Genomic DNA, 21649 nt, shown 5'->3' on the forward strand with positions numbered 1-21649 from the left:
TGCTCAGGCGAGCAGCGTCGCGGCCAGCGCGACCGGGTCCGCGCCCGCGACGTCGTGCCACGGCGCCAGCCAGCCACCGGTCGCCAGCTGGTCGTACACGGCCGCGCAGCGCTGCTGCAGGGCATCGTCCGACTCGAAGGCGTCTTTCGGCCGGTCCGCCTCCGTGCGAGCGCGGTGCTCGGCTCGGGCGGCCGCGACCTCGGGCGTGACGCGCAGCAGGAGGTGTGCGTCGGGGACCGGCAGGCCGAACCGGTCGACCTCCAGCGCGCGGACCCAGGCGACGAACTCGCCCGAAGCGTCCTGGTGCAGGCGGGCCGCGCCGTACGCGGCGTTGGAGGCGACGTAGCGGTCGAGCAGGACCACGTCGTGGCTGCCGCGCAGGACGCGGATCTCGTCGGCGGCGCCGGACCGGTCGAGGGCGTAGAGCATCGCCATGCCGTAGACGGAGTCGGCGAGGTCGCCGTGACCGCGGTGCAGTGCCTCCTTGACCAGGTCGGCGTGCACGCTCTTGCCGTAGCGGGGGAAAGCGAGCGCGGCGACGCTGGCGCCCGCCGAGGTCAGCGCCTCGGTCAGCCCGTTCGCGAGGGTGCGCTTGCCCGCGCCGTCCAAACCTTCGATGACTACCAATCGGCCCACGGGGCAACCCTACGAGGTGGTTGACCGGCAGGCTCGGCGGGTGCAGGGGGTCCTCGCCGAGCCTGCCGGCACGACTAAGCGGGCCGTCGCCGCGCGTAGAGGCAGTAGCCACCCGCGACCAGCAGCGCGATGCCGCCGAAGACGCCGAACGGCGCCCAGTCGAAATCGCGCTCCGAAGGTGGCGGGCCGGTCTCTCCCCTGGGCATGACCCGAGGGGCGAGGCCGGTGGCGGACACCGTCGTCGTGGCGCCGGCGGAAACGCCGGTCACCAGCAACCCGGTGATGATCAGCAAGGCAAGCGTGAGCGCCTTCATTTCGCGACCCCGATGAGTGTGTGGGTCCAGGAGAAGCTGCGGTTGCTCGAGTAGTAGGCGTAGGTCGAGAGGTTGTAGCGGCTGTTCGTCGGCCACGGATCGCCCCAGTAGACGCGCTGCTGGACGCTGTCGTAGCCGTAGACGACGTGGATGTGGCCGCCGCCGACGGTCCAGCCGATCCGGGTCTGGATCGGCCTGCCCGCTTCGATCTGGGCTTTGATGTCGTCGTAGCCGACCTTGTCCGCGAGCGCGGTCCCCGGCGATGAGAAACCGAGCGCGGCGTAGGCGTGCTGGGCGTCGCCGAGCGTGCCCGCGAGGTTCGCGCAGGAGTCACCTGACTCATCGTGCGCGAGCTGACAGAAGCGGGTCTGGGTGATCGTGGCGCCGTGGAAGGCGGCGATAGTGTTGCCCGAACCGGCCCAGCACCACTGGGTCCGCTCCTGGGCCTGCATGGTGATGTCGAGCGAGCGCGCCGAAGGTGCGGCGTGCGCCTGGACAGGTGGAACCAGCCAGAGCGTCAGGCACGCGGCTCCGATGACGCGCGCCTTGGAGTAGACCGGCACCCATGGCCTCCCGTCCGAACCCCCGCCGAACTTCGGTTCGTGACAAATCTGGTCCGTGACAATCACCCTGAGCAAGAAGGTCACCCATCCGAACGGATCGTTCCGCGTCAACCCCGGAACGCGGAACGGTCACCCTGGCGTGGCCAACACCCCTAAAGAGCGGTCGGAAATGCCGGACGGCGCTGCTACCGTGAACGTTCCGCGGTGTTCACGCCCAGCAAACACTCGTTAGTGAAGGGGCAGTTGGTGACACGAGAGGGTGACGCCCACGCTGTCGTCGAGAACGGCCGACGCCCCGCAGAGCCCTTGCCGCGCGAGCTGGCGGACGCGCTGCGTTCCGGCGAGTTCCACCATGCGCTCCGGTTGGCGATCGCTCACCGCGGCTTGTCCTTGGCCCGGTTGCGCGCCCATCTCGGCCGCCGCGGTGTCCACGTTGGACAGTCGACGCTGAGTTACTGGCAGCGCGGTCTCCGTCAGCCGGAAGTACCCAAGGCGCTGCCCGCCGTGCGCGCTCTGGAGTCGGTGCTCCAGCTGCCACCGGACGCGCTCGTCGTGCTGATCGGCCCCCGCACCTCCCGCGCCAAGGCACACCAGCTCGCCGTCTCGTTCTCCGACCTGCGGTCCGGGGACATGGGCTCGATCGTCGACCAGCTGCTCACCGAGCTCGGCGCGTACCCGTCGTCGCGGTACAACGCCGACCTCGAACTGCTCTGGGTCCACGACACCATCACTTTCGACGCCGAGCACCGCCAGCGCAGCCTCCACACCCGCCTCGTCGCCCGCGCCCGCCGCCAGGGCCCCGACCGGTACATCACCGTCTACAACGGCGACGAGGGCTGCGACATCGAAGGCGTCGAGCTGGTCACCGCCGAGGGCTGCCGCATCGGCCGCATGCGACGGCACCCCGGCAGCGACACACTGGCCACCGAACTCCTCTTCGACCGCAAGCTCGCCGAGGGCGAGATCCACGTCTTCTGCTTCGAGGTCCGCGACGACTCCGGCTCCGCGTCGCCCGGCTACTACCGCATGCTGCGCGACCAGTGCGCGAGTTACCTGGTGCAGCTCCGCTTCAACCGGCGCGCGCTGCCCGCCCGCTGTGTCCGGCAGGTCCGCACCCGTGACGACGCGCTCCCCGTGGAGTCGGAGGAACTGCCCTGCGTCATGGGCGGGGTGACCAGCGCGTACTTCCGCGACGCCGGACCCGGGCTGGCCGGGGTCGCGGTCGAGTGGTCGTGAGTGGCACGGCCGGTTCTATTGGGCGGAAGGTCAAAGGTGGCGTGTCTGGTGTGCTCGGCTGTGGCCGGGGTGGCTGTGTGGGAAATGCGTCGTTGAAGAGCCTGTTGCTTTTTGCTGTTGTGGTGTCTTCGGCATCGTCCGGTCTCTGGCTTGGCCACCGGGCCGGGCCGGGGTGGGGTTCAGGTGGTGCGGATCTGGGCGGTGGTGATGCCCTTGGTCCAGAGTTTGAGCAGGTTGGTGACTGCGGCGGCGAGGGAGAGTTCGGCTTGGGCGGCGGTGAGTCCTCGGCGGGCGAAGCGGGTGAGCCCGCGGCGGTCTTTGAGCCAGGCGTTGGGTGCTTCGATCATCGCGCCGCGTCGTCGGTAGAGGGTCACGCCTTCTGCGGTGCGTAGCCGGTGGTTCATCTTCTCCCGCGCGGTGGCGTTCTTGGGTGGGTCGCCGGTGGCCGGGTCGGTGGCGGCTCGAGTGTTCACGGTGCGGCCTTTGGCATCGGCGATGAGACGGTCCGGGCCCGCGGTCTCAAGGTTGGCGGTCGAGTCGTAGCCGGCGTCGCCGATCATCACGCCGACGGTGAGGTCACCGCGGCCGGTGCGCCGGGCCAGCTTCCCGGCGGTGGCGAGGACATCATCGGCGGTGGGCACGAACTGGTCGAGGTCGTTGGTGTCCTGGGTGGCGCGGGCGGACACGAGGAATTCGTCGTCGCTGACCGCGGTCTGGCAGTTGTAGCCCTGGACCCAGCCGTTGCGGGTCTTGAGCAGCCGTGATTGCGGGTCGGTCGTGTTCGCCACGAACTTGTCGGTCTGCGTCTGGGATTTCGCGGTGGCGGCGGCCTGTTCAGCGCGGGAGAGCGCGGCCTCATAGGCGGCGCGGGCCCGCCGGACCCTGCTGTGATCCTCCGGCGGCACCGCTGCTTTCCCCGACGGGCGGCGCCCGCCGCCGGATCGCATCTGGGCGTGCCAGGCCTCCCAGCGGGACACCGCTGTGGCTCGCTCCCGGTCCAGGCGTGCTCGGGCCACCGCGACCCGGTCCGCGCCTCGCGGCGGGGCCCCGCCACGGGTGAGGGCGGCGACCGCGGCGTCATAGGCCCGCGCGATCTCAGCCCGCCCCTCGCCGGCCTGCTCGGCCGCGTCGCGACGGGACTGGATCTGCTCCAGCGCGGCCGTGATCCGTTCACCGCGACGGGTGCGGTCACGCAGGTCCGGTGGTGGTTCGTCGCCGCGCCGGTCGGCGCCGAAGCGGGCGTCGTCGGCCGCGTCGGTCTGCGCGGTCTCCTCAACGAACTTCTCGGCCAGTTTCCGCAGGTGAGCCTCGGTGCGGTTGGCGTCCTTACTCGCGTTGGCGGCGATCTTGGTGCCGTCGAACGCGACCACCCCCAGCGACACCATCCCCAGTTCGGCGGCCAGCACCAGCGACTCGGTCAGCAGATCCGTCAGCGCCGCCTCGTGACGCTGGCGGAACCGGGCCAGCACCGTGTGATCCGGGATGTCCTGCGCGCAGATGATCCGGAACGCCACATCGGTCAGGCACAACCGCTCGATCCGCCGCGACGAGGACACCCCATGCGCCATCGCATACACGAACAACGTCAGCAGCATCTCCGGGTCATACCCACGCCGCCCGACCCCACCACGCTTCGCCGTCGCGTGAAACGCCGACGTGTCCAGCCGCCCCACCACCGCGATCACGAACCACACCAGATGATCATCCGGCAACCAGTCCGCCATCGACGGCGGCAACAGAAACTCCTGCTCACGATCAACCGGCCGATAATCCCTTGCCACACAACAATTATCCCAATTTGCCACACGTGCAACAAGATCATCAAGCCATGTCGAGCCAGTTCAAAAAGCAACAGGCTCTGAACGACTCACAACCCGCACAGTCAACCCGCTTGACCAGTTACAGGGTCGTTCGAGGGGGTGAGTGCGGTTCGCGGCGTTGAACGACGCAAACCGCACTCACCCAGGCACTAGGCCCAGCTATAAGGGGGAGCCTTTATCCGCGCTCGGATCCGCCGGGTGAGGGCCTCCCCCACCCGAACCAAGCGGATCAGGGCCTCCCTCACCCGCATATACGGACCAACCAGGCCCCCACCCCACGGATCCGAGCGAAGTGAACCGCCCCGGGTTCGGTAGAGACTCGTTGTTGGGGTCAGGCGACCAGGCTGATCAGGTCACCTGACTCGTACAGGGTCTCGAACTCGACGGGTGGTCTGCCGCCACAGGCTCCGTGGAGTCGCTGGTTGTTGTACCACTCGACCCAGCCGGCGGTGGCGACGTCGACTTCTTGCTTATTGTGCCATGGCCTGTTCGGTTTAATCAACTCGGTCTTATATAAACCGATGGTTGATTCCGCGAGCGCGTTGTCGAGTGCGTCACCGACGGTGCCGATTGACGCGTCGATACCCGAATCGATAAGATGCTGCGTGAACCGAAAAGACGTGTACTGACTCCCGGCGTCGGAATGGTGAATCAACCTCTCCTGACCCTCGCTCCACCGATAATCCCGCTCACGCAGTCCTTGCTCGATGGCGTCGAGCACCAGATCGGTTTCCTTGGACATGCTCGCGCGCCAGCCGACGATCTTGCGGGAGAACACGTCGATCGCGAAGGCGACGTAGACGGTGCCGGCCCAGGTGGCGACGTAGGTGAAGTCCGCCACCCACAAGCGATTCGGCGCGCCGGCGGTGAACTGGCGTTTCACCAGGTCCGCCGCGCGGACACCGTCAGGATCGGACACCGTCGTGCGAATTGCCTTCCCACGCACCGCGCCGGCCAGGCCCATCGCGCGCATGAGCCGCTCGATCCGGCCCCGCCCGACGGTGATCCCGTCACGGCGCAGCTGCCACCATATTTTCCGGGCACCATACACCCGGTAATTCTCGTCATACACCCGCTGGATTTCCTTCTTCAATTCCTCATCGCGCACCGCGCGCGCCGATTCCGGGCGCACGCGGGCGGCGTAATAGGTGGACGGAGCGATCTTGATCCCGAACTCGGTCAGCACGGCACAGATCGGCTCGACTCCGAACCGGTCCCCATATTCCGTGATGAACGCTACGAGCGTGGCGGTCGAGGGTCGAGCTCCCTCGCGAAGAAAGCCGACGCCGCCTTCAGAATCTCATTCGCCCGCCGCAACTCACGGTTCTCCCGCTCCAGCTCGCGGATCCGCTGCTCCTCCGCGGTCGTCACACCCGGCCGCGCCCCCTGATCGGTCTCCGCCTGCCGCACCCACCGACGCAAGCTCTCCGCCGACACCCCCACCTTCGCCGCGATCGACGTGATCGCCTCCCACTGCGACGAATACTGCTCTACCTGCTCAAACACCAACGCAACCGCACGCTCACGCACCTCACGCGGATGCCTCGAAGACCGGGCCATAACTCCATCCTCACTCACACGATGGAGCCTCCATCAAACCCGGGGCGGTTCAAAGTAGGCCCTCACCCACGCCCGACCACGACCCTGCCCCGGACGAGACAGCCCGAAGGGGTCGTGAGTGTTTTCGCCGGTTATTGGGCGGAAAGTCAAACATGGCGTGGTCGACGCTTCGACGATGTGGCGTTGGGGCCATCTGACGGCTCAAACACCGCAACGCCATCCGAAGCGACCCAACCAGCCCAAGAATACGATCAAGAAGCCCAAAGCGGACAAAAATTCAGGCTGCAGAGTCCTCCGACGACCCACTTGCGCGGCGGAAGTGGGCTACCGCCGCGCCACCTTTGCCCTTCCCCTCAATAGAACCGGCCGTACCGCTCACGACCTCTAACGCCCGCGGTGTTTGGCGCGGGCCTGGGCTCGGGCGAGCGCGCGGCGCCGGGCGGCTTCCTCGGCCTCGCGGCGTTTGCGGGCGGCCTTGTTCTCGACGGCGCGCTCGGCGACGGACTCACGCAAGGCGCGCTGCGCGGCCGTGCCCACTCCTGCTGATTCCTGCGCTTTCTTCGCTTGTTTCGCGAGCCTTTTCGCGGAAACACGCGACCGTGCCCGTATCTCCATCGGCACGGCAGGAGCGCGCTCGGCTTCGCGGGACAATGCCGTGAAACCCGGGCCTGCCGCGAATTGGAGCAGCTCGGCATTGGTCGGCTCGGCGCCGAAGATATGGCGGGCCGCGCGAACGTGGCCGTCCTCGCGGAACTCGTAGACGCCGATCCAGAACCGGCCGTCGTGGAACACGGTGAACTCACCGTTCATCGGAAACCTCCAGGCATGACGAATCAGCCTGGCCGCACTGGTTTCCCGGAACGAGGGACAACGAGCGCCGAAGCGCCGCCCGGACTACCTACCGGGCCGTGAGGTTCGTCCAGCCAAGAACACCGAAGAGTGTACCGGAATCCCTAACGACTACACAAAGCAAATTTGATCTAGGCAAATGGGTGATTCACGTTAGGCGATAGAAAAGACCGCCTCAGAGATATCAGCCAGCCGGTTTCTCGGTGCGACAAAGAACATATAAAGTCCTTCCTTCCGAATCGGTCCGAGGGGGAACAACGGTGTTCGTAGGACGATCGAGCCTGCTCAACCTCATTGACGAACTGACAGCGGCACCGCCGCCCGGCCTGGCCAGACCCGTGCTCGTCGTCGAAGGTCCCGGCGGCTCCGGGCGCTCGGCGCTGCTCGCCACGGCGCATGAACGCGCGCGGGAAAGGATCCCGGCCGTGGTGGTGGACCCGCTGCGCACGGGCGGCGCGCCCAGGCCGGTGCTGACCGCCATCATGCTGGGGCTGAGCCTGCGCTACGCGATCCCGTTCCGCCGGGTGATGGTGGCGCAGGTCGCGATCAAGCAGAACTTCACCGGCCTCTCCCCGAACGAGGCGGTGGGCGAATTGCGCGAGAAACTCCAGGCGCACCGCGGCTCCACCGCACTGGCCACCTTGCTGACCGACCTGGCCCCGGTCGCGAGCGCACTGGCGGCGAACATGTCCTTGCCCGGCACGGCAGCGCTGGTCGACGTGGTCACCCGCAGGCTCACCCGCGGCTGGCCCTCCCCGGCTTGGCGGCGGGCCGAGCGCTGGTTCTCCCATCAGGATCAGGGATTCTCGCTCGACCACGAGCACGCGCTGATCCAGCTGAGCGACCAGGCCGCGAACCCCCGGTTCGACGTCGAAGTGGACGAGCTGCTGGTCACCGCGTTGCTCGCGGACCTGCGCGAAGGCTTGGCACGCTCGAACGCCCTCGTCCTGCTCGATGGCGGCGACACCGACGCGGCGTTGTCCTTCATCCGAGCGCTCCTGCGCGTGCGCCGGGCGTTGCAGGCCATGCCCGGTATGAAGCAGGACGATCCGCTGACCGTGGTCACGACCAGCGACGGCTCGCTGGCGGCCGCGCTCGACGGCCAGGTGCCCTCGCCCACCCGCTGGCCCGGCAGCGACCTGACCGGCTCGTGGCTGCTCGCGACGCTCGGCGATCTGCCGGAGAACGAGGTTCAGCAGCTGGCCAAGAACCGGCTGTGGGCAGGCCACGGCGCGAACGCGATCGGCTCGGCTGTGCACCGGCTGACCGGCGGCCACTGCGCTTCCACCACGCTCGTGCTGGAGAAGCTGTACGACGAACCCGGGCTCGTCGAGCGGCTCGACAAGCTGCTCGACCGCCCGTCGCCGGAGCGGGGAGCCACCGTCGAGCGGTATCTGCTGCGCTCGTTCGCGGCGGGCCTGCCCGCGCACAAATACGACACCGAGGACCTCCTGCGTGGTCTGATCACGGTCTCGGCCGCGCGGAACCTGCTGGAAGCCGAGTCACTGGCCGAACTGCTGCCGCGGCCACTCGATCTCGAGGCGCCCCTGTTCGTTTCGCGGACCTTGTGGTCGCCGGGCGAGACCAGCGCGCAGCAGCACCTGCACCCGCTGGCGCGCTATCTGGGCCTGCGCGCGCTGAACCGGCGCAAAGATCCCGGCACCTGCTACGAAGCCGTCTTTCGCCGACTGCTCGAGAAAACGGGCTCGGACGACCGGGCAGGCCGGCTCCATCACGAGCGCATGCTCGGCAATCACGCCGACGTTGCCCGCGAACTGGGCGAGCTGCTTCCGAAGCTGCCCGCGGAGGAATGGCTCGATCTGCTCGACGCGATCGTCGCCAGTCCCGATCCCCGCGAACGCGACATCGACGTGCTCAGGGGTGTGCGGCTGGCGCACGACCGTACCGGGCAGATCGGGGTGCTGCTCGGCGCCGTGCCCGCGGCCGAGCACGATCCCTGCTTCGCCGACAAGGCGGCGGACGTGCTCTGCATGCACATCTCCCACAGCTATCGGGAACTCGCGGCCGATGCCCGCGACGCCACACCGTTCATCCTCCGCTCACGGAGATACAGCATGGGAAGGACATGGTCTTGAGCCGCCGCCACAGGTTTCTGATTCTCCCCAGTCCCGACCGCCCGCTGCCGCACCGGTGGACGGATTGGCTCCGGCTCGCGATCGTGGTCGTCCTGCTGGCCGCCGGCATTCCCGGCGTTCCGTTCGTGGTGAATCGGCTGGGCTGTTTCGGCGGGGTGTTCCCGTCCGCCGACATCTGGCGCGTCGAGGGTGAGTGCGTCGGGCTGAGCGACGACGCGTACGCGTTCGATCGCGCCGAATTCGCCGCCGTCATGTCCGTGATCAAGAGCCAGAACGACGCCGCCGCCGGCAAATGCGCGCCACAGGGCTCCGAGGTGGTCGTCGGTGTGCTGCTGACGATGACCGACCGGTTCTCCGGGGTCCGCGCCGTGCATGAGCTCGAAGGCATGGCGGCCGGGCAGCGCCAGGCCAACGGCACCGGCTGCCTGCACCCGATGCGGCTGGTCGTCGGCCAGGTCGGCGCGTACGGCGACGGCAACGCGTCGGCCGAGGTGGCGGCCAGGCTGGCCAGGTACGACAAGGTGGTGGCCGTCGCCGGGATCGGGCTCAGCAACCAGCGCGCCGCCGAGGTCGCGGACCTGCTGGCCGCCGCGAAGATCCCGATGGTGTCCGACCTGATCACCGCCGAGGGCTTCGACCAGCACGGCTCCCGCGAGGACGAGCCCGACTTCACCGGCTGCGATCCCGGCAGCTACCAGCGTGGTGTCGGCAAGGACTACTTCTACCGCGTGGCGTACCGGTCCGCGGCGCAGGTCAAGCGGCTCAAAGAGGTCACCGACGGGCAGCCGGACTTCATCATGGTGCCCACCGGCGGCTCCGACCCGTACACCTGCACCACGCTGCCGCTCGTGCAGCGCGCGTTCGGCGGCAAGGTCACCGAGGTCAAGTTCGACACCGACGAGCCGAGCACCGTGCCGCAGACCGCGAAACGGGTCTGCGCCGCCGCGAAGGACGTGCGCGTCGTGTACGTGGCGCGCGGCCGTGACCTGGGAAGACTGCTGTACAACCTCGACGAGGCGCAGCGGAACGGGCAGTGCGCCGCCACCTCGATCACGGTGCTGAGCACCTCGGACGGCCAGCGGATACGGGTCGCCGAAACGGATCCGGTGCTGGAGGACTTCCGGGTCAAGGCACTGCGCTCGGGCACCTTCGCCTCGGGCAGGCTGCGGCTGCTCACCACACTCGTCGGCGGAGCCGACCGGGCACGCGCGGACACGCCGAACTTCGCGGCGTTCGAGCAGGCGTTCACCTCGGCGGGATTCGACCCGTCGCATATCGACAACGGCTGGCCGGTCAACGCCTACGACGCGCTCACCACCATCGCCGAGGCGCTGCGAACCCTGCCGGCCACCGCCCCGGTCCGGCCGTCGGAGGTCAACACGGCCATCGGCGGCTTCTCGTCGTCCGGCCAGTCGGTGCCCGGCGCGGGCGGCCCGATCACCTTCGACAACGCGGGCAACCGCACCGACGCCGGACCGCCGGTCGTCCGGGTCTGCCCGCTGCCCGAGGCGAGCGGCGCCACTCCGGCCCGCACGATCAGCGCGCTGCTCCCGGCGGATTGCCCCAGGTAGGAGTAGGTCGTGAGCGTTGCGGGCGGTTCTAACCGCCCGCAACGCTCACGAGTCCTCAGTAGCGGTAGTGCTCGGGCTTGAACGGGCCTTCGACGTCCACGTCGATGTACTCGGCCTGCTCCTTGGTGAGCTTGGTCAGCTCGCCGCCGAGCGCGTCGAGGTGGATCTTCGCGACCTTCTCGTCGAGCTTCTTCGGCAGGCGGAAGACCTCGTTGTCGTACTCCTCGTGCTTGGTGAACAGCTCGACCTGGGCGATGACCTGGTTCGAGAAGCTGTTCGACATCACGAAGGACGGGTGCCCGGTCGCGTTGCCGAGGTTGAGCAGGCGGCCCTCGGACAGGACGATGATCGTCTTGCCGTTCGGGAAGACCCACTCGTCGACCTGCGGCTTGATGTTGACCCGGTGGATGCCCGGGTAGCGCTGCAGACCGGCCATGTCGAGCTCGTTGTCGAAGTGGCCGATGTTGCCCAGGATGGCCTGGTGCTTCATCTGGGCCATGTGCTCGGCGAGCACCACGTCCTTGTTGCCGGTCGTGGTGATGATGATGTCGGCCTCGGGCAGCACGGACTCGAGCTTGCGGACCGCGTAGCCGTCCATCGCCGCCTGCAGCGCGCAGATCGGGTCGATCTCGGTGACGATCACGCGGGCGCCCTGGCCACGCAGTGACTCCGCCGCGCCCTTGCCGACGTCGCCGTAGCCGCAGACGACCGCGACCTTGCCGCCGATGAGCACGTCGGTGCCGCGGTTGATGCCGTCGATCAGCGAGTGGCGGATGCCGTAGCGGTTGTCGAACTTCGACTTGGTGACCGCGTCGTTGACGTTGATCGCCGGGAACAGCAGCTCACCGGCCGCGGCCAGCTGGTACAGCCGCAGTACGCCGGTGGTGGTCTCCTCGGTGACACCGCGGACGCTCTCGCCGATCGCGGTCCACTTGCCCGGCGAAGCGGCCAGCGACGCGCGCAGCAGCTCGAGGAAGACGGCGAACTCTTCCGAGTCGTTCTCGTCGGTCGGCGGGACGACGCCCGCCTTCTCGAAGGTGGTGCCCTTGTGCACGAGCATGGTCGCGTCGCCACCGTCGTCGAGGATCATGTTCGGACCCTCGCCGTCCCAGGTGAGCATCCGCTCGGTGCACCACCAGTACTCCTCCAGCGACTCGCCCTTCCAGGCGAACACCGGGACGCCCTTCGGCTCCTCGACGGTGCCGTGCGGGCCGACGACGACCGCGGCGGCCGCGTGGTCCTGGGTGGAGAAGATGTTGCACGACGCCCAGCGCACCTCGGCGCCCAGCGAAACCAGCGTCTCGATCAGCACCGCGGTCTGCACGGTCATGTGCAGCGAGCCGGAGACACGCGCGCCACGCAGCGGGTAGACCTCCGCGTATTCGCGACGCAGAGCCATCAGACCGGGCATCTCGTGCTCGGCGAGGCGGATCTCCTTGCGGCCGAACTCGGCGGCGTCGAGATCGGCGACGGCGAACTCGATGCCGTTGCGGTTGTCGTGCCGCTTGGCAACGCTTTCGGGGGTCATAGTCCGTTTCCTCCAAGGGTGGATTACAACAGAACAGTACCGTTGTCGGCTCAACGATCACTGGGCTGTCAGGAGGCTCTCACCTTGTCTTTCCCAGGACCCGACACCCGGGTCGTCGAGCTGCGGGTGCCGGGCCTCATCGGCACGAGTCCCGAAGCGCTGCTCGACGCGGTTTCCACGGTCGATGTGGCGGGTGACGGGTTCGGCAGAGTGATCCGCCCCTCCGACCGCCTGCGCAGGCCGGCGCCCGGCCCGATGCTGCGCGCGCTCGGCAGGGCCGTGCCGCGCACGCTGGAGGGCTACCTCTGGAGCCGGATGACCTCCGGCGGCGCGTCGAAGGCCACGTGGGCGCTGCTCTTCCCGTTCTCGCTGGCGAACGTGGCGTACTGGATGCTGCCGCCGGTGCCACAGGACAAGCGCGGCGCGCGGGTGCTCGGCGCGCTGTGCCGGGGACTGCTGCGGGTCGCGGCCGTGCTGCTGACCATGCTGCTGGTCAGCCAGGTCGCGGTGATCAGCCTCGACCTGCTCGCGACGCAGTGCCTCGGCACCGGCTGCGTGAAGTGGGCACCTAGCTGGCTGCAGCAGTCGGCCCAGCTCAGGGCGGCCGTCGGGATCGCGCCACTGCTGGCGATGATCTACGTCCTGCACCGGATCTCGTCGACGAACTGGACGGTGCACGCCGAGGACGCGGGCGGCGACGGCGCGTTCCCCGGCACGGTGCTGCGTGCCGACCCGGACACGCCGGGCCTGCTCTGCCTGCACACGGTCGTGGCGCTGGCGTGTGTCGCGCTGCTGCCGCTCGGCGGGCCGTTCCATGTGCCCGGCGACGTGCTGGGCATCGTGCTGTGGCTGCCGTCGATCGCGCTGATCGTCGCGAGCCTGATCGCCTCGGCGATGGGCAGGGGCGCCGGGCGGCCCGGCCGCTGGGCGCGGCGCACGCTGTACGCGTTCGGCACCGTGCTGGTGCTCGTGGCGGGGCTGCGGAGCCCGGCGCTGCGCGGCACCGGGCTGGCCGGCACCGACGGCATGGTCGAGGGCATCGGCGCGGCGCTCGTGGTGGTCTCGGTGCTGTTCGCGGTGCTGCTGTGGCCGGCGGCGAGGTACGCGAAGCCCGCGTGGCGCGAGCTGCCGCTGCGGCTGCGGCCGTGGGCGGGCGGCTGGGCGGCCGCGCCGGTGCTGATCCTCGCCGGGCTGCTCGGCGGCGGGTTCGGCGCCGGGATGACGTTGTCCGTGCGCAAGCTACTCGGCGCGGAGCTGCGGCTGCCTGAGACGTATCTGCTGATCACGGTCCTGTGGGGCGCCGGGCTCACGGCGGGTGTGCTGCTGGCGGCGATCGGGCTGGCCATCGCGGTGCCGATCCGCAGGCGGCGGCGCGGTATCCCGGAGATCGTCAAACTGATGGAAATCAGTCCCAAGCAAGAAAAAGAGGCCGCCGCCGCGTGGGCGCGCTCGGCTTGGGAGCGGCGGCATCTGCATCACCTCGCGCTGTCGGTCTCACTACTCATGGCGGCGGGCGCGGTCGCGTTGCTGATCGTCCGATTCGGACTGCACGCGGCGCCTTCGTGGTTCGAACCGGTGGCGGGCATCGGCGTCTTCGCGCTCGGCGCGCTGGCCGCCGGTCTGCTGCGCATCGTTTACACGGCGGCGAAAAGCCCGCAGCGCAGCCGTCACCTCGGCGCGCTCGCCGACCTCGTCTGCTTCTGGCCGCGCGCCGCGCATCCGACGGTTCCCCCTTGCTACGCCTTGAAAGTCATCCCCGAACTCGCGGGCCGCGCGAAGGAACATCTCGCCGAGCCGAACACGCGTGTCGTGCTCTCCGGGTACAACCTCGGCAGCCTGCTGACGATCATGACCGCGGCCAGGCTCGCCGCCGAATTGCCGCCGGAGCAGTTCGAACGCGTCGGCGTGCTGACGGTCGGCTCGCCGCTGCAATGGGGTTACCAGCGCGCTTTCCCCGGTGTGCTGCCGCACGCTTCGCTGTGCAAGCTGTACACGAAGCTCGACGGCCGGTGGCGTGCGCTGTGCCGTGGCACGGACATCTTCGGCGGCGGCGTCACGACGTGGCGGCATCAGGTCGTCGACGGCGCGCTGCTCGGCGACGGCTACCTGAAGACCGGCGGCGTGGGCCCGCTGAGTTCGGTCGCCGAGCCGGAATCGGGCGTGCTCATCATCGGCGGCGACCACTGGCTGCCCGACCCCATGCGCAACCCCACCGGCCGCCACCGCTGGTCCCCCGGCGTACTCAAGCACGCCGACTACCTGGCCGACGCCGAATGGGACAACGCCGTCGCGATGGCCGCAGGCCTGCGATAAAGCGGGCTTAACTCCCCGCGATAAAGCCCGCTTTACTCCGGGGAGTAAAGCGGGCTTTATCGCGGATTGGGTACCAGCTACTCGGGTTTGGTCTTGCCGAGCAGGGAATGGCGGCGGCTGTAGGCGAAGTAGATCACCACGCCGACGATCATCCAGACGAAGAACCGCAGCCAGGTCAGCACGCTCAGGTTCAGCATCAGCCACAGGCAGGACAGGATCGCGAGGATCGGGATCAGCGGCACCGCGGGCACCTTGAACGCGCGCGGCAGGTCGGGGCGGGTCTTGCGCAGCACCAGCACGCCGGCGGAGACGAGCACGAAGGCGAACAGCGTGCCGACGTTGACCATCTCTTCGAGCTTGTCCGCGGGGAAGAAGGTCGCCGCGACGGCCACCATGCCGCTGACGATGATCGTCGCGGTCTTCGGCGTGCCGTGCGCGCCGGTCTTGGCGAGCTTGCGCGGCAGCAGGCCGTCACGCGACATGGCGAAGATGACCCGGACCTGGCCGAGCAGCAGCACCATGACCACGGTCGTCAGGCCGGCGAGCGCGCCGACCGAGATGATGCCGGCCGCCCAGTCGACGCCGTTGGCGGCGAACGCGGTCGCGAGCGTCTTCTTGCCGCCGTCACCGGCGGAGGTGGCGAGGTCCTTGTACGAGACCATGCCGACCACGACCAGCGAGACGAGCACGTAGAGCACGGTCACGATGGCCAGCGAGCCGAAGATGCCGCGCGGCACGGCCTTCTGCGGGTTGCGGGTCTCCTCGGCCGTGGTGGCGACGATGTCGAACCCGATGAACGCGAAGAACACCAGCGACGCGGCCGCCAGCAGGCCGAAGGTGCCGAACGAGCTGCCGCCCCCGCCCGCGATGAGTGAGAACACCGACTGCTCGACGCCGCCCTTGCCGGCGGCGCCGGTCTCGGCGGGCGGCACGAACGGCGTGTAGTTCGAGGCCTTGATGTAGAAGAAGCCGAGCACGATCACGAACAGCACGACCGCGACCTTGATGCCGGTGATCACCATGGAGAACCGGGACGACAGCTTGGTGCCGACGGTCAGCAGCGTCGCCAGCACCACGACGAGGACCAGCGCGCCCCAGTCGAAGGCGAGCCCGCCGCCGATCTCGAAGCTGGTCTTGGTGCCCTTGCCGAAGATGTAGTCGAGCACCGTCTGCAGGTAGGCCGACCAGCCCTTGGCGACCGCGGCCGCGCCGACCGCGAGTTCCAGCACCAGGTCCCAGCCGATGATCCAGGCGACGAACTCGCCGAACGTGGCGTAGGAGAACGTGTACGCGCTGCCCGCGACCGGGACGGTCGAGGCGAATTCGGCGTAGCAGAGCGCGGCCAGCGCACAGGCGATCGCGGCGAAGACGAACGCGAGCGAGGTCGACGGACCGGCGAAGTCACCGGCCGTGCGGGCGGTCAGCGTGAAGATGCCCGCGCCGATCACGACGGCCACACCGAAGACCGTGAGGTCCCACGCGCTCAGGTTCCGCCTGAGCTTGGTATCCGGCTCATCGGTGTCGGCGATCGACTGCTCGATCGATTTCGTCCGCCATAGACCCGTCCCGGGCACCATTGACCTCCTGGGTGACTGGATAGTGAATCGTCACCCTAACGCGTGAGGTCTTTGGTCACTACTTCGCTGACCGGTCCAGGTCAGGTTCGAGGTAGATGAGCGCGGAGACGGGCATCTTCGCGCGCACGCGCGCCTCGGCGTCGTCGATCGCGGTGGCCACCTGACCGGTGTCGAGACCCGGCACGAGCGCCAGTTTCGCGGCGATCAGCAGCTCGTCCGGGCCCAGGTACTGGGTGCGGATGTGGATCACCCGCTCGACCTTGCCCGCGGCCAGCTCGTCGGTGATGGTGGCCAGCAGCTTGTCGGTGACGCCCTCGCCGATCAGCAGGCTCTTCATCTCGATGATCAGGATGATCGCGATGGCGCCCAGCAGCAGGCCGATCATCGCGGTGCCGATGCCGTCCCACACCGGGTCACCGGTGAGCGTCGACAGCCCGACACCGCCCAGCGCGAGCACGAGGCCGATCAGCGCGCCGGCGTCCTCCAGCAGCACGACCGGGAGCTCGGGCTCCTTGGACTGGCGGATGAACTGCCACCAGGTGATCTTGCCCTTGATCTTCTTGGACTCGGTGATCGCGGTGTAGAAGCTGTAGCCCTCCAAGCCGATGGCGATCACCAGGATGACCACCGCGACGATGGGCGAATCAAGCTCCGAGGGCTCCAGGATCTTGTGGATGCCTTCGTAAAGCGCGAAGACCGAGCCGAGCGTGAAGAGCATCAGCGCGACGACGAAGGAGTAGAAGTACCGCTCGCGGCCGTAGCCGAACGGGTGGATCTTGGTCGCCTCGCGCTGGGACTTCTTCTGCCCGAGCAGCAGCAGGCCCTGGTTGGACGTGTCCGCCAGCGAGTGCACCGACTCGGCGAGCATCGACGACGACCCGGTGACGAGGAAGCCCGCGAACTTGGCGACCGCGATGCCCGCGTTCGCCGCGAGCGCGGCGATGATCGCCTTGGTTCCGCCGCCTGCTGACACCTGTACCCCCTGAAGCCGGTGGAAATGTCCGGCTGCAGCCTAAAGGGGCCGAATCCGGCCGCCCGCAACGGCCCACGGACTCGTGAGTGTTTTCGCCGGTTAGAACCGGCCGTACCACTCACGACCCAGTTACGCGCAGGTGCCCGCCGTGGCCCGGAAGACCTGGATCGGGGTGTCGCCGAGCGGCGTCAGCCGGACGGCCGGGTCGGAGGCGGGCAGCCAGACCGACTGGCCGCGGCCGAGTTCGACCTGCTCGCCGTCGTCCGCCGTCACCCGCAGCGAACCGGCCGTGCACAGCAGGATCTGCGGTCCGGTGCAGTGCACCAGCAGCTCGTCACGTTCGTCGGCCGCCCACTCGATGCGCGAGAGCTCGAACTCGGGCGCGTCCGTGTGGTAGACCGCGAGCCTGCCGTCGGGGGTCCCGTCCTGGACGGGCATCTCGCCGCAGCCGAAGTCGACGACGCGCAGCAGTTCGGGCACGTCCACGTGCTTGGGCGTGAGACCGCAGCGCAGGATGTTGTCGGAGTTCGCGAGGATCTCGACGGCCGTGCCGTGCAGGTACAGGTGCAGGTTGCCGGCGGGCAGGTAGATCGCCTCGCCCGCGCGCAGCGTCAGCCGGTTCAGCAGCAACGCGCACAGCACGCCGGCGTCGCGCGGGTGCGCCTCGCCGAGTTCGAGGATCGTGCGGCATTCGGCCGCGAACTCGCCGTGGTCGCGCACATGCTGGACGCACGCCTCCAGCACCTCGGGGAGCAGTTCGTCGAGCGACGCCTGCGGCAGCGTGATCCACGTGGTGAACAGCGCGCGGAGGCCGTCGGAGTCCGGCTGCTTCTCCAGCAGCACGGTGAACCTGGCGAGGCCGGGCGTCTCGATCGCCTTGAGCAGCGCGACCGTGCGGTTCGGCTCGCGGAAGCCCGCGAGCGCGTGGAACTCGGTCAGCGCGCAGACCAGCTCGGGCTTGGCCGTCGGGTCCGGGTAGTTGCGGTTCGGCGCGTCACGCGGGATGCCGGCCTGCTCCTCGCGGGCGTGCCCCTCGGCGGCCTGCTCGGCCGACGGATGCGCCTGCATCGACAGCGGCTCTTCGGCGGCGAGGATCTTCAGCAGGAACGGCAGCCTGCCGCCCCAGCGTTCGGCGCACTGCTCGCCGAGCTGGCCGACCGGGTCCGCTTCGACGAGGTCGAGCAGGCTCCGCTCGATCCCGTCGGGGCCCTCGATCCGGGACGGGTCGCCGGGGTGCGCGCCCATCCACAGCTCGGCCTCCGGGTGCGGCGCCGGTACCGGACGTCCCAGCAGCTCGGGGATCGTCGTACGCGATCCCCACGCATAGGGCCGCACGGCATTGCGCAGCAGCTCCACTGTCACCTCAACTCCTCGCCGGGCACCTTCTTGCCAGGCCCCATGTCCTCGAAAGCAGCCTCAGGCCGAAACCGGCGAAAACTGCCCGGCACCGCCGATACTGCCCGCCGCCAGCCCGAGGTAGACCGCGGCCAGCTCGAACCGGAGCGCGAGCACTCCAGCCCGAATCGGTTCGTCCGCTTCGATCTCCTCGGCGGGCGCGATCCGGTCGACCCCGGGGAGCATCTCCTCGGCCTGATAACGAGCGGCCTCCGCCGCGGCTCCGGTGCGGATCGCGAGCAGCACGACCCTCGGGCGCAGGCCTGAGGGCTCGTCGTCCGGGTCCGCGAACAGGTCACGCTCACTGTTGCCCATGAGCGCGGCCCGGCGCAGCGCCGGCCTGGCCAGCGCTTGACGATAGTCCTCGACATCGCAGACGGTCGCGGCGTGTGCGGCGAAGGCGTGCGCCGCGTGCTCACCGACAGCGACGGCGACGGGGTCCAGACCCCACAGCAGCGGCAGCCGATCGGCCACCCGCAGGGCCAGCGCCTTCGCCGGGTTCGCGAACGAATCCCGAGCTAGATAGTCCTTTTCGGCCTCGGCGTCCAGCTGGTCCGCGAGCTTCTCGACATCGCAGACGAGCAGGCCGAGCGCGTTCGCGGTGAGTAACCCCGCGGCGAGGCCACGGGGGAACGCCATCTCCGGCGGAACCGGTACACGTGGCGCGATTAACAATCCTTTACCCGCGACCGAGGCCGCGACCGGCCCTTCGGGCGGCGCGGAGAGCACCACCGTGGCGCCGAACCGGGCGGCGCGCTCCAGCGAGGCGGCGAGTTCACGGTCGCCGGGGTCGTCGGTGTGCGCGAACACCACGTCGAGCGCGCCGATCCAGCTCGGCACGACCTCGGCGATGACGACCGGCACCGGGCACTGCGGGGTGAGCAGCGCGGCGAGCATGCGGGTCAGCGAGCGGCTCACGCCCGGCCGGTCGATCAGCACGAGCGCGCGCGGACGCCCGAGGTCGAGCCGGTCGCTCAGCCCGATCTCGGCCGCGGTCTCGGCGGTCGCCCGCACCTGGGCGCCCGCCATCGCGGCGGCACGCAGCAGCCCCGCGCTGTCGGCAGCCGCCAGCCGCGCGGGGTCGTCGAGCAGGGAGTCGTCAAGCACCGTCGGCACTGGAAGTTTCCGAACCCTCGGGAGCGGTGGCCTCGTCGAGCAGCAGCACCGGGATGCCGTCGCGGACCGGGTACACCCGCCCGCACTCGGTGCAGGTGAGCGCGTCGGCCTCGGGATCGCCCGGCGAACCGGCCCGCAGCGGGGCGTGATCCGGCGACGGGCAGGCGAGAATCTCGAGCAACTGTGCGTCAAGCGTGACGGCCATGATTCCTCCATACCACGTAGCGAGCATGTGTGTGCGTTCCGTGGCACTCATGAAACTCAAGTGACAGGACTACGAAGCCTGTTTTACGCACGAACGATCGCCAGTACTTCGTCGGTCAGGGCGCGCACGGCGTTAACGTCCGCGGCCTCCACGTTCAGGCGAAGCAGCGGCTCGGTGTTCGACGGGCGCAGGTTGAACCAGCCGCCGCCAGGCAGCTGCACGGTGAGACCGTCGAGCTCGTCGACGGTGACGCCGTCGCGGCCCGCGTAGGCGTCCTTGACCGCGAGCAGGCGCGCGACCTGGTCGGACACCGTCGAGTTGATCTCGCCGGAGGCGGCGTAGCGCGAGTAGTCCGCGGTGAGGGCGGACAGCGTCCCGCCGGACTCGCCGAGCGCGGCGAGCACGTGCATCGCGGCCAGCATGCCGGTGTCGGCGCGCCAGAAGTCGCGGAAGTAGTAGTGCGCCGAGTGCTCGCCGCCGAAGATGGCGCCGGTCCTGGCCATCTCGGCCTTGATGAACGAGTGCCCGACGCGGGTGCGCACCGGCTTGCCGCCGTGCTCGGCGACGATCTCGGGCACGCCCTTCGAGGTGATCAGGTTGTGGATGATCGTGCCGCCCGGGTCCTTGGCCAGCTCGCGCACGGCCACCAGCGCGGTGATCGCGCTCGGCGAAACCGGCTCGCCCCGCTCGTCGACGACGAAGCAGCGGTCGGCGTCGCCGTCGAAGGCGAGCCCCGCGTCGGCGCCGACCTCGCGGACCTTGGCCTGCAGGTCGACGATGTTCTTCGGGTCGAGCGGGTTGGCCTCGTGGTTCGGGAAGTTGCCGTCGAGCTCGAAGTACATCGGGACGACGTCGAACGGCAGGCCCTCGAAGACGGTGGGAACGGTGTGGCCGCCCATGCCGTTGCCCGCGTCGACGACGATCTTCAGCGGGCGGCTGCCGCTCAGGTCGACCAGTTTGCGCAGGTAGGCCGCGTAGTCGGCGAGCACGTCCTGGTGGGTGACGGTGCCGGGCTGGCCCTCGAACGCGGGCACGCCCTGCTCGACGGTGTCGCGGATCTCGGCGAGCCCGGTGTCCTGCCCGACCGGCGCGGCGCCCGCACGGCACAGCTTGATGCCGTTGTACTGCGCCGGGTTGTGGCTGGCGGTGAACATCGCGCCAGGCAGGTTGAGCGAGCCGGACGCGAAGTACAGCTGGTCGGTGCTGGCGAGGCCGATCGACACCACGTCGAGGCCCTGCGAGGTCACCCCGTCGGCGAACGCCTCGGCCAGTCCCGGCGACGAGTCGCGCATGTCGTGACCGATCACGACGGTCGGCGACTCGGGCTTGATGAGCAGGGCGAAGGCGGCGCCGAACTCCCGGATCAGCGCGGCGTCGAGCTGCTCGCCGACCACGCCCCGGATGTCGTAGGCCTTCACGATGCCGGAAAGATCTGCCACGCCGTCCACTCCCGAAGTCCGCTTGCCATTCGCCGCCGGAAGCCTACCGGTCGGTGATGAACGTCAGGCGCGACCGGGCAGCACCCGTAGATGACCACGACGACCCGACGGACCCTCGTCGTCCGGGTTGGTCGCGGGCTTGTCCGACCTGCCTGCCTCGCGCACGGCTTCGGCCAGCGCGGTCAGCTCGTCGTTGGACGGATCGGGGTGGGCGAACTCACCCTCGTGCCGGACGACCTCCCACCCCTTGGGGACCGTGAGGCGCAGCGCGTGGGCTTCGCACAGGTCATAGGAGTGGGGTTCCGAGGCCGTGGCCAACGGGCCGACGACGGCGGTCGAGTCACTGTAGGCGTAGGTCAGCGTCGCCACAGCCGGCTCTAGACAGCCTGTCCGCGAACACTTTCGTACGCTCCGCACAGTCGTAAACGATAGCGCGTCCGAGCGACGTCTTACCGGCG

At 69.1% G+C, this 21649-nt stretch carries 18 protein-coding genes; 4 read left to right on the top strand and 14 right to left on the bottom strand.

Going from position 1 to position 21649, the window contains the following annotated elements:
* Nucleotides 1–3 precede the first annotated feature (3 nt).
* From AB5J62_RS35860 to AB5J62_RS35870, 3 genes are all read right to left on the bottom strand, one after another.
* Nucleotides 4–636 carry a dTMP kinase gene (locus tag AB5J62_RS35860; protein ID WP_370944448.1) on the bottom strand — a complete coding sequence of 211 codons (633 nt, stop codon included), beginning with the start codon at nt 634–636 and terminating at the stop codon, nt 4–6.
* 74 nt (nt 637–710) lie between these two features.
* The gene (locus AB5J62_RS35865; RefSeq protein WP_370944449.1) at nt 711–950 is read right to left on the bottom strand and encodes a hypothetical protein; all 240 of its coding nucleotides are present in this window, start codon (nt 948–950) and stop codon (nt 711–713) included.
* Nucleotides 947–1513, bottom strand: coding sequence for a papain-like cysteine protease family protein (locus AB5J62_RS35870; RefSeq protein ID WP_370944450.1), 567 nt, complete (start codon nt 1511–1513; stop codon nt 947–949). The genes AB5J62_RS35865 and AB5J62_RS35870 overlap by 4 nt, the downstream gene beginning before the upstream one ends.
* 246 nt (nt 1514–1759) lie before the next feature.
* Here AB5J62_RS35870 and AB5J62_RS35875 point away from each other — a divergent pair, with 246 nt between their 5' ends.
* The gene (locus AB5J62_RS35875; RefSeq protein ID WP_370944451.1) at nt 1760–2749 is read left to right on the top strand and encodes a hypothetical protein; all 990 of its coding nucleotides are present in this window, start codon (nt 1760–1762) and stop codon (nt 2747–2749) included.
* Between the two features lie 179 nt (nt 2750–2928).
* On the opposite strand, the gene AB5J62_RS35880 is transcribed toward AB5J62_RS35875, so the two are convergent.
* The 3 genes from AB5J62_RS35880 to AB5J62_RS35890 form a co-directional block, all read right to left on the bottom strand.
* On the bottom strand, nt 2929–4530 hold the full coding sequence (locus tag AB5J62_RS35880) for a transposase (RefSeq protein WP_370944452.1): 1602 nt from the start codon (nt 4528–4530) through the stop codon (nt 2929–2931).
* A gap of 370 nt (nt 4531–4900) precedes the next feature.
* Nucleotides 4901–6129 (bottom strand): IS3 family transposase gene (locus tag AB5J62_RS35885; RefSeq protein WP_370944453.1). Its coding sequence is split into 2 segments (ribosomal slippage): nt 4901–5850 and nt 5850–6129, totalling 1230 coding nucleotides; the frame shifts between segments, so codons are not numbered across the junction.
* Between the two features lie 384 nt (nt 6130–6513).
* Nucleotides 6514–6939, bottom strand: a complete 426-nt coding sequence (locus tag AB5J62_RS35890; RefSeq protein WP_370944454.1) for a YjdF family protein — start codon at nt 6937–6939, stop codon at nt 6514–6516.
* A gap of 299 nt (nt 6940–7238) precedes the next feature.
* On the opposite strand from AB5J62_RS35890, the gene AB5J62_RS35895 reads away from it, so the two are divergent.
* Together AB5J62_RS35895 and AB5J62_RS35900 are read left to right on the top strand one after the other, a co-directional pair.
* Complete coding sequence (locus AB5J62_RS35895) at nt 7239–9074, top strand: hypothetical protein (protein WP_370944455.1); 1836 nt, start codon at nt 7239–7241, stop codon at nt 9072–9074.
* Nucleotides 9071–10645, top strand: coding sequence for an ABC transporter substrate-binding protein (locus tag AB5J62_RS35900; protein ID WP_370944457.1), 1575 nt, complete (start codon nt 9071–9073; stop codon nt 10643–10645). The genes AB5J62_RS35895 and AB5J62_RS35900 overlap by 4 nt, the downstream gene beginning before the upstream one ends.
* A 55-nt stretch (nt 10646–10700) precedes the next feature.
* On the opposite strand, the gene ahcY is transcribed toward AB5J62_RS35900, so the two are convergent.
* Complete coding sequence (ahcY, locus tag AB5J62_RS35905; protein ID WP_370944458.1) at nt 10701–12173, bottom strand: adenosylhomocysteinase; 1473 nt, start codon at nt 12171–12173, stop codon at nt 10701–10703.
* An 84-nt stretch (nt 12174–12257) separates the two neighbouring features.
* Between ahcY and AB5J62_RS35910 the strand changes: the two genes are divergently transcribed.
* The gene (locus tag AB5J62_RS35910) at nt 12258–14486 is read left to right on the top strand and encodes a hypothetical protein (RefSeq protein WP_370944459.1); all 2229 of its coding nucleotides are present in this window, start codon (nt 12258–12260) and stop codon (nt 14484–14486) included.
* 77 nt (nt 14487–14563) lie between these two features.
* On the opposite strand, the gene AB5J62_RS35915 is transcribed toward AB5J62_RS35910, so the two are convergent.
* The 7 genes from AB5J62_RS35915 to AB5J62_RS35945 all read right to left on the bottom strand — a co-directional run bounded on the left by AB5J62_RS35915 (nt 14564) and on the right by AB5J62_RS35945 (nt 21608).
* Nucleotides 14564–16060, bottom strand: coding sequence for an amino acid permease (locus tag AB5J62_RS35915; protein WP_370950426.1), 1497 nt, complete (start codon nt 16058–16060; stop codon nt 14564–14566).
* Nucleotides 16061–16121: 61 nt separating this feature from the next.
* Entirely contained in the window at nt 16122–17036 is a 915-nt protein-coding gene (locus tag AB5J62_RS35920) for a cation diffusion facilitator family transporter (protein WP_370944460.1), read from the bottom strand.
* 129 nt (nt 17037–17165) lie between these two features.
* Nucleotides 17166–18392 (bottom strand): mannose-6-phosphate isomerase, class I, encoded by a 1227-nt coding sequence (gene manA, locus AB5J62_RS35925; RefSeq protein ID WP_370950427.1) that lies wholly within the window; start codon nt 18390–18392, stop codon nt 17166–17168.
* A gap of 60 nt (nt 18393–18452) precedes the next feature.
* Nucleotides 18453–19538, bottom strand: coding sequence for a hypothetical protein (locus AB5J62_RS35930; RefSeq protein ID WP_370944461.1), 1086 nt, complete (start codon nt 19536–19538; stop codon nt 18453–18455).
* On the bottom strand, nt 19531–19752 hold the full coding sequence (locus AB5J62_RS35935) for a Trm112 family protein (protein WP_370944462.1): 222 nt from the start codon (nt 19750–19752) through the stop codon (nt 19531–19533). The genes AB5J62_RS35930 and AB5J62_RS35935 overlap by 8 nt, the downstream gene beginning before the upstream one ends.
* An 83-nt stretch (nt 19753–19835) precedes the next feature.
* Nucleotides 19836–21191, bottom strand: coding sequence for a phosphomannomutase/phosphoglucomutase (locus tag AB5J62_RS35940; protein WP_370944463.1), 1356 nt, complete (start codon nt 21189–21191; stop codon nt 19836–19838).
* A gap of 63 nt (nt 21192–21254) precedes the next feature.
* Nucleotides 21255–21608: a DUF3499 domain-containing protein gene (locus tag AB5J62_RS35945; protein ID WP_370944464.1), complete on the bottom strand. Its 354-nt coding sequence runs from the start codon at nt 21606–21608 to the stop codon at nt 21255–21257.
* Nucleotides 21609–21649: the final 41 nt, after the last annotated feature.

The organism is Amycolatopsis sp. cg5, from assembly GCF_041346955.1.
Classification (GTDB): Bacteria; Actinomycetota; Actinomycetes; order Mycobacteriales; family Pseudonocardiaceae; genus Amycolatopsis.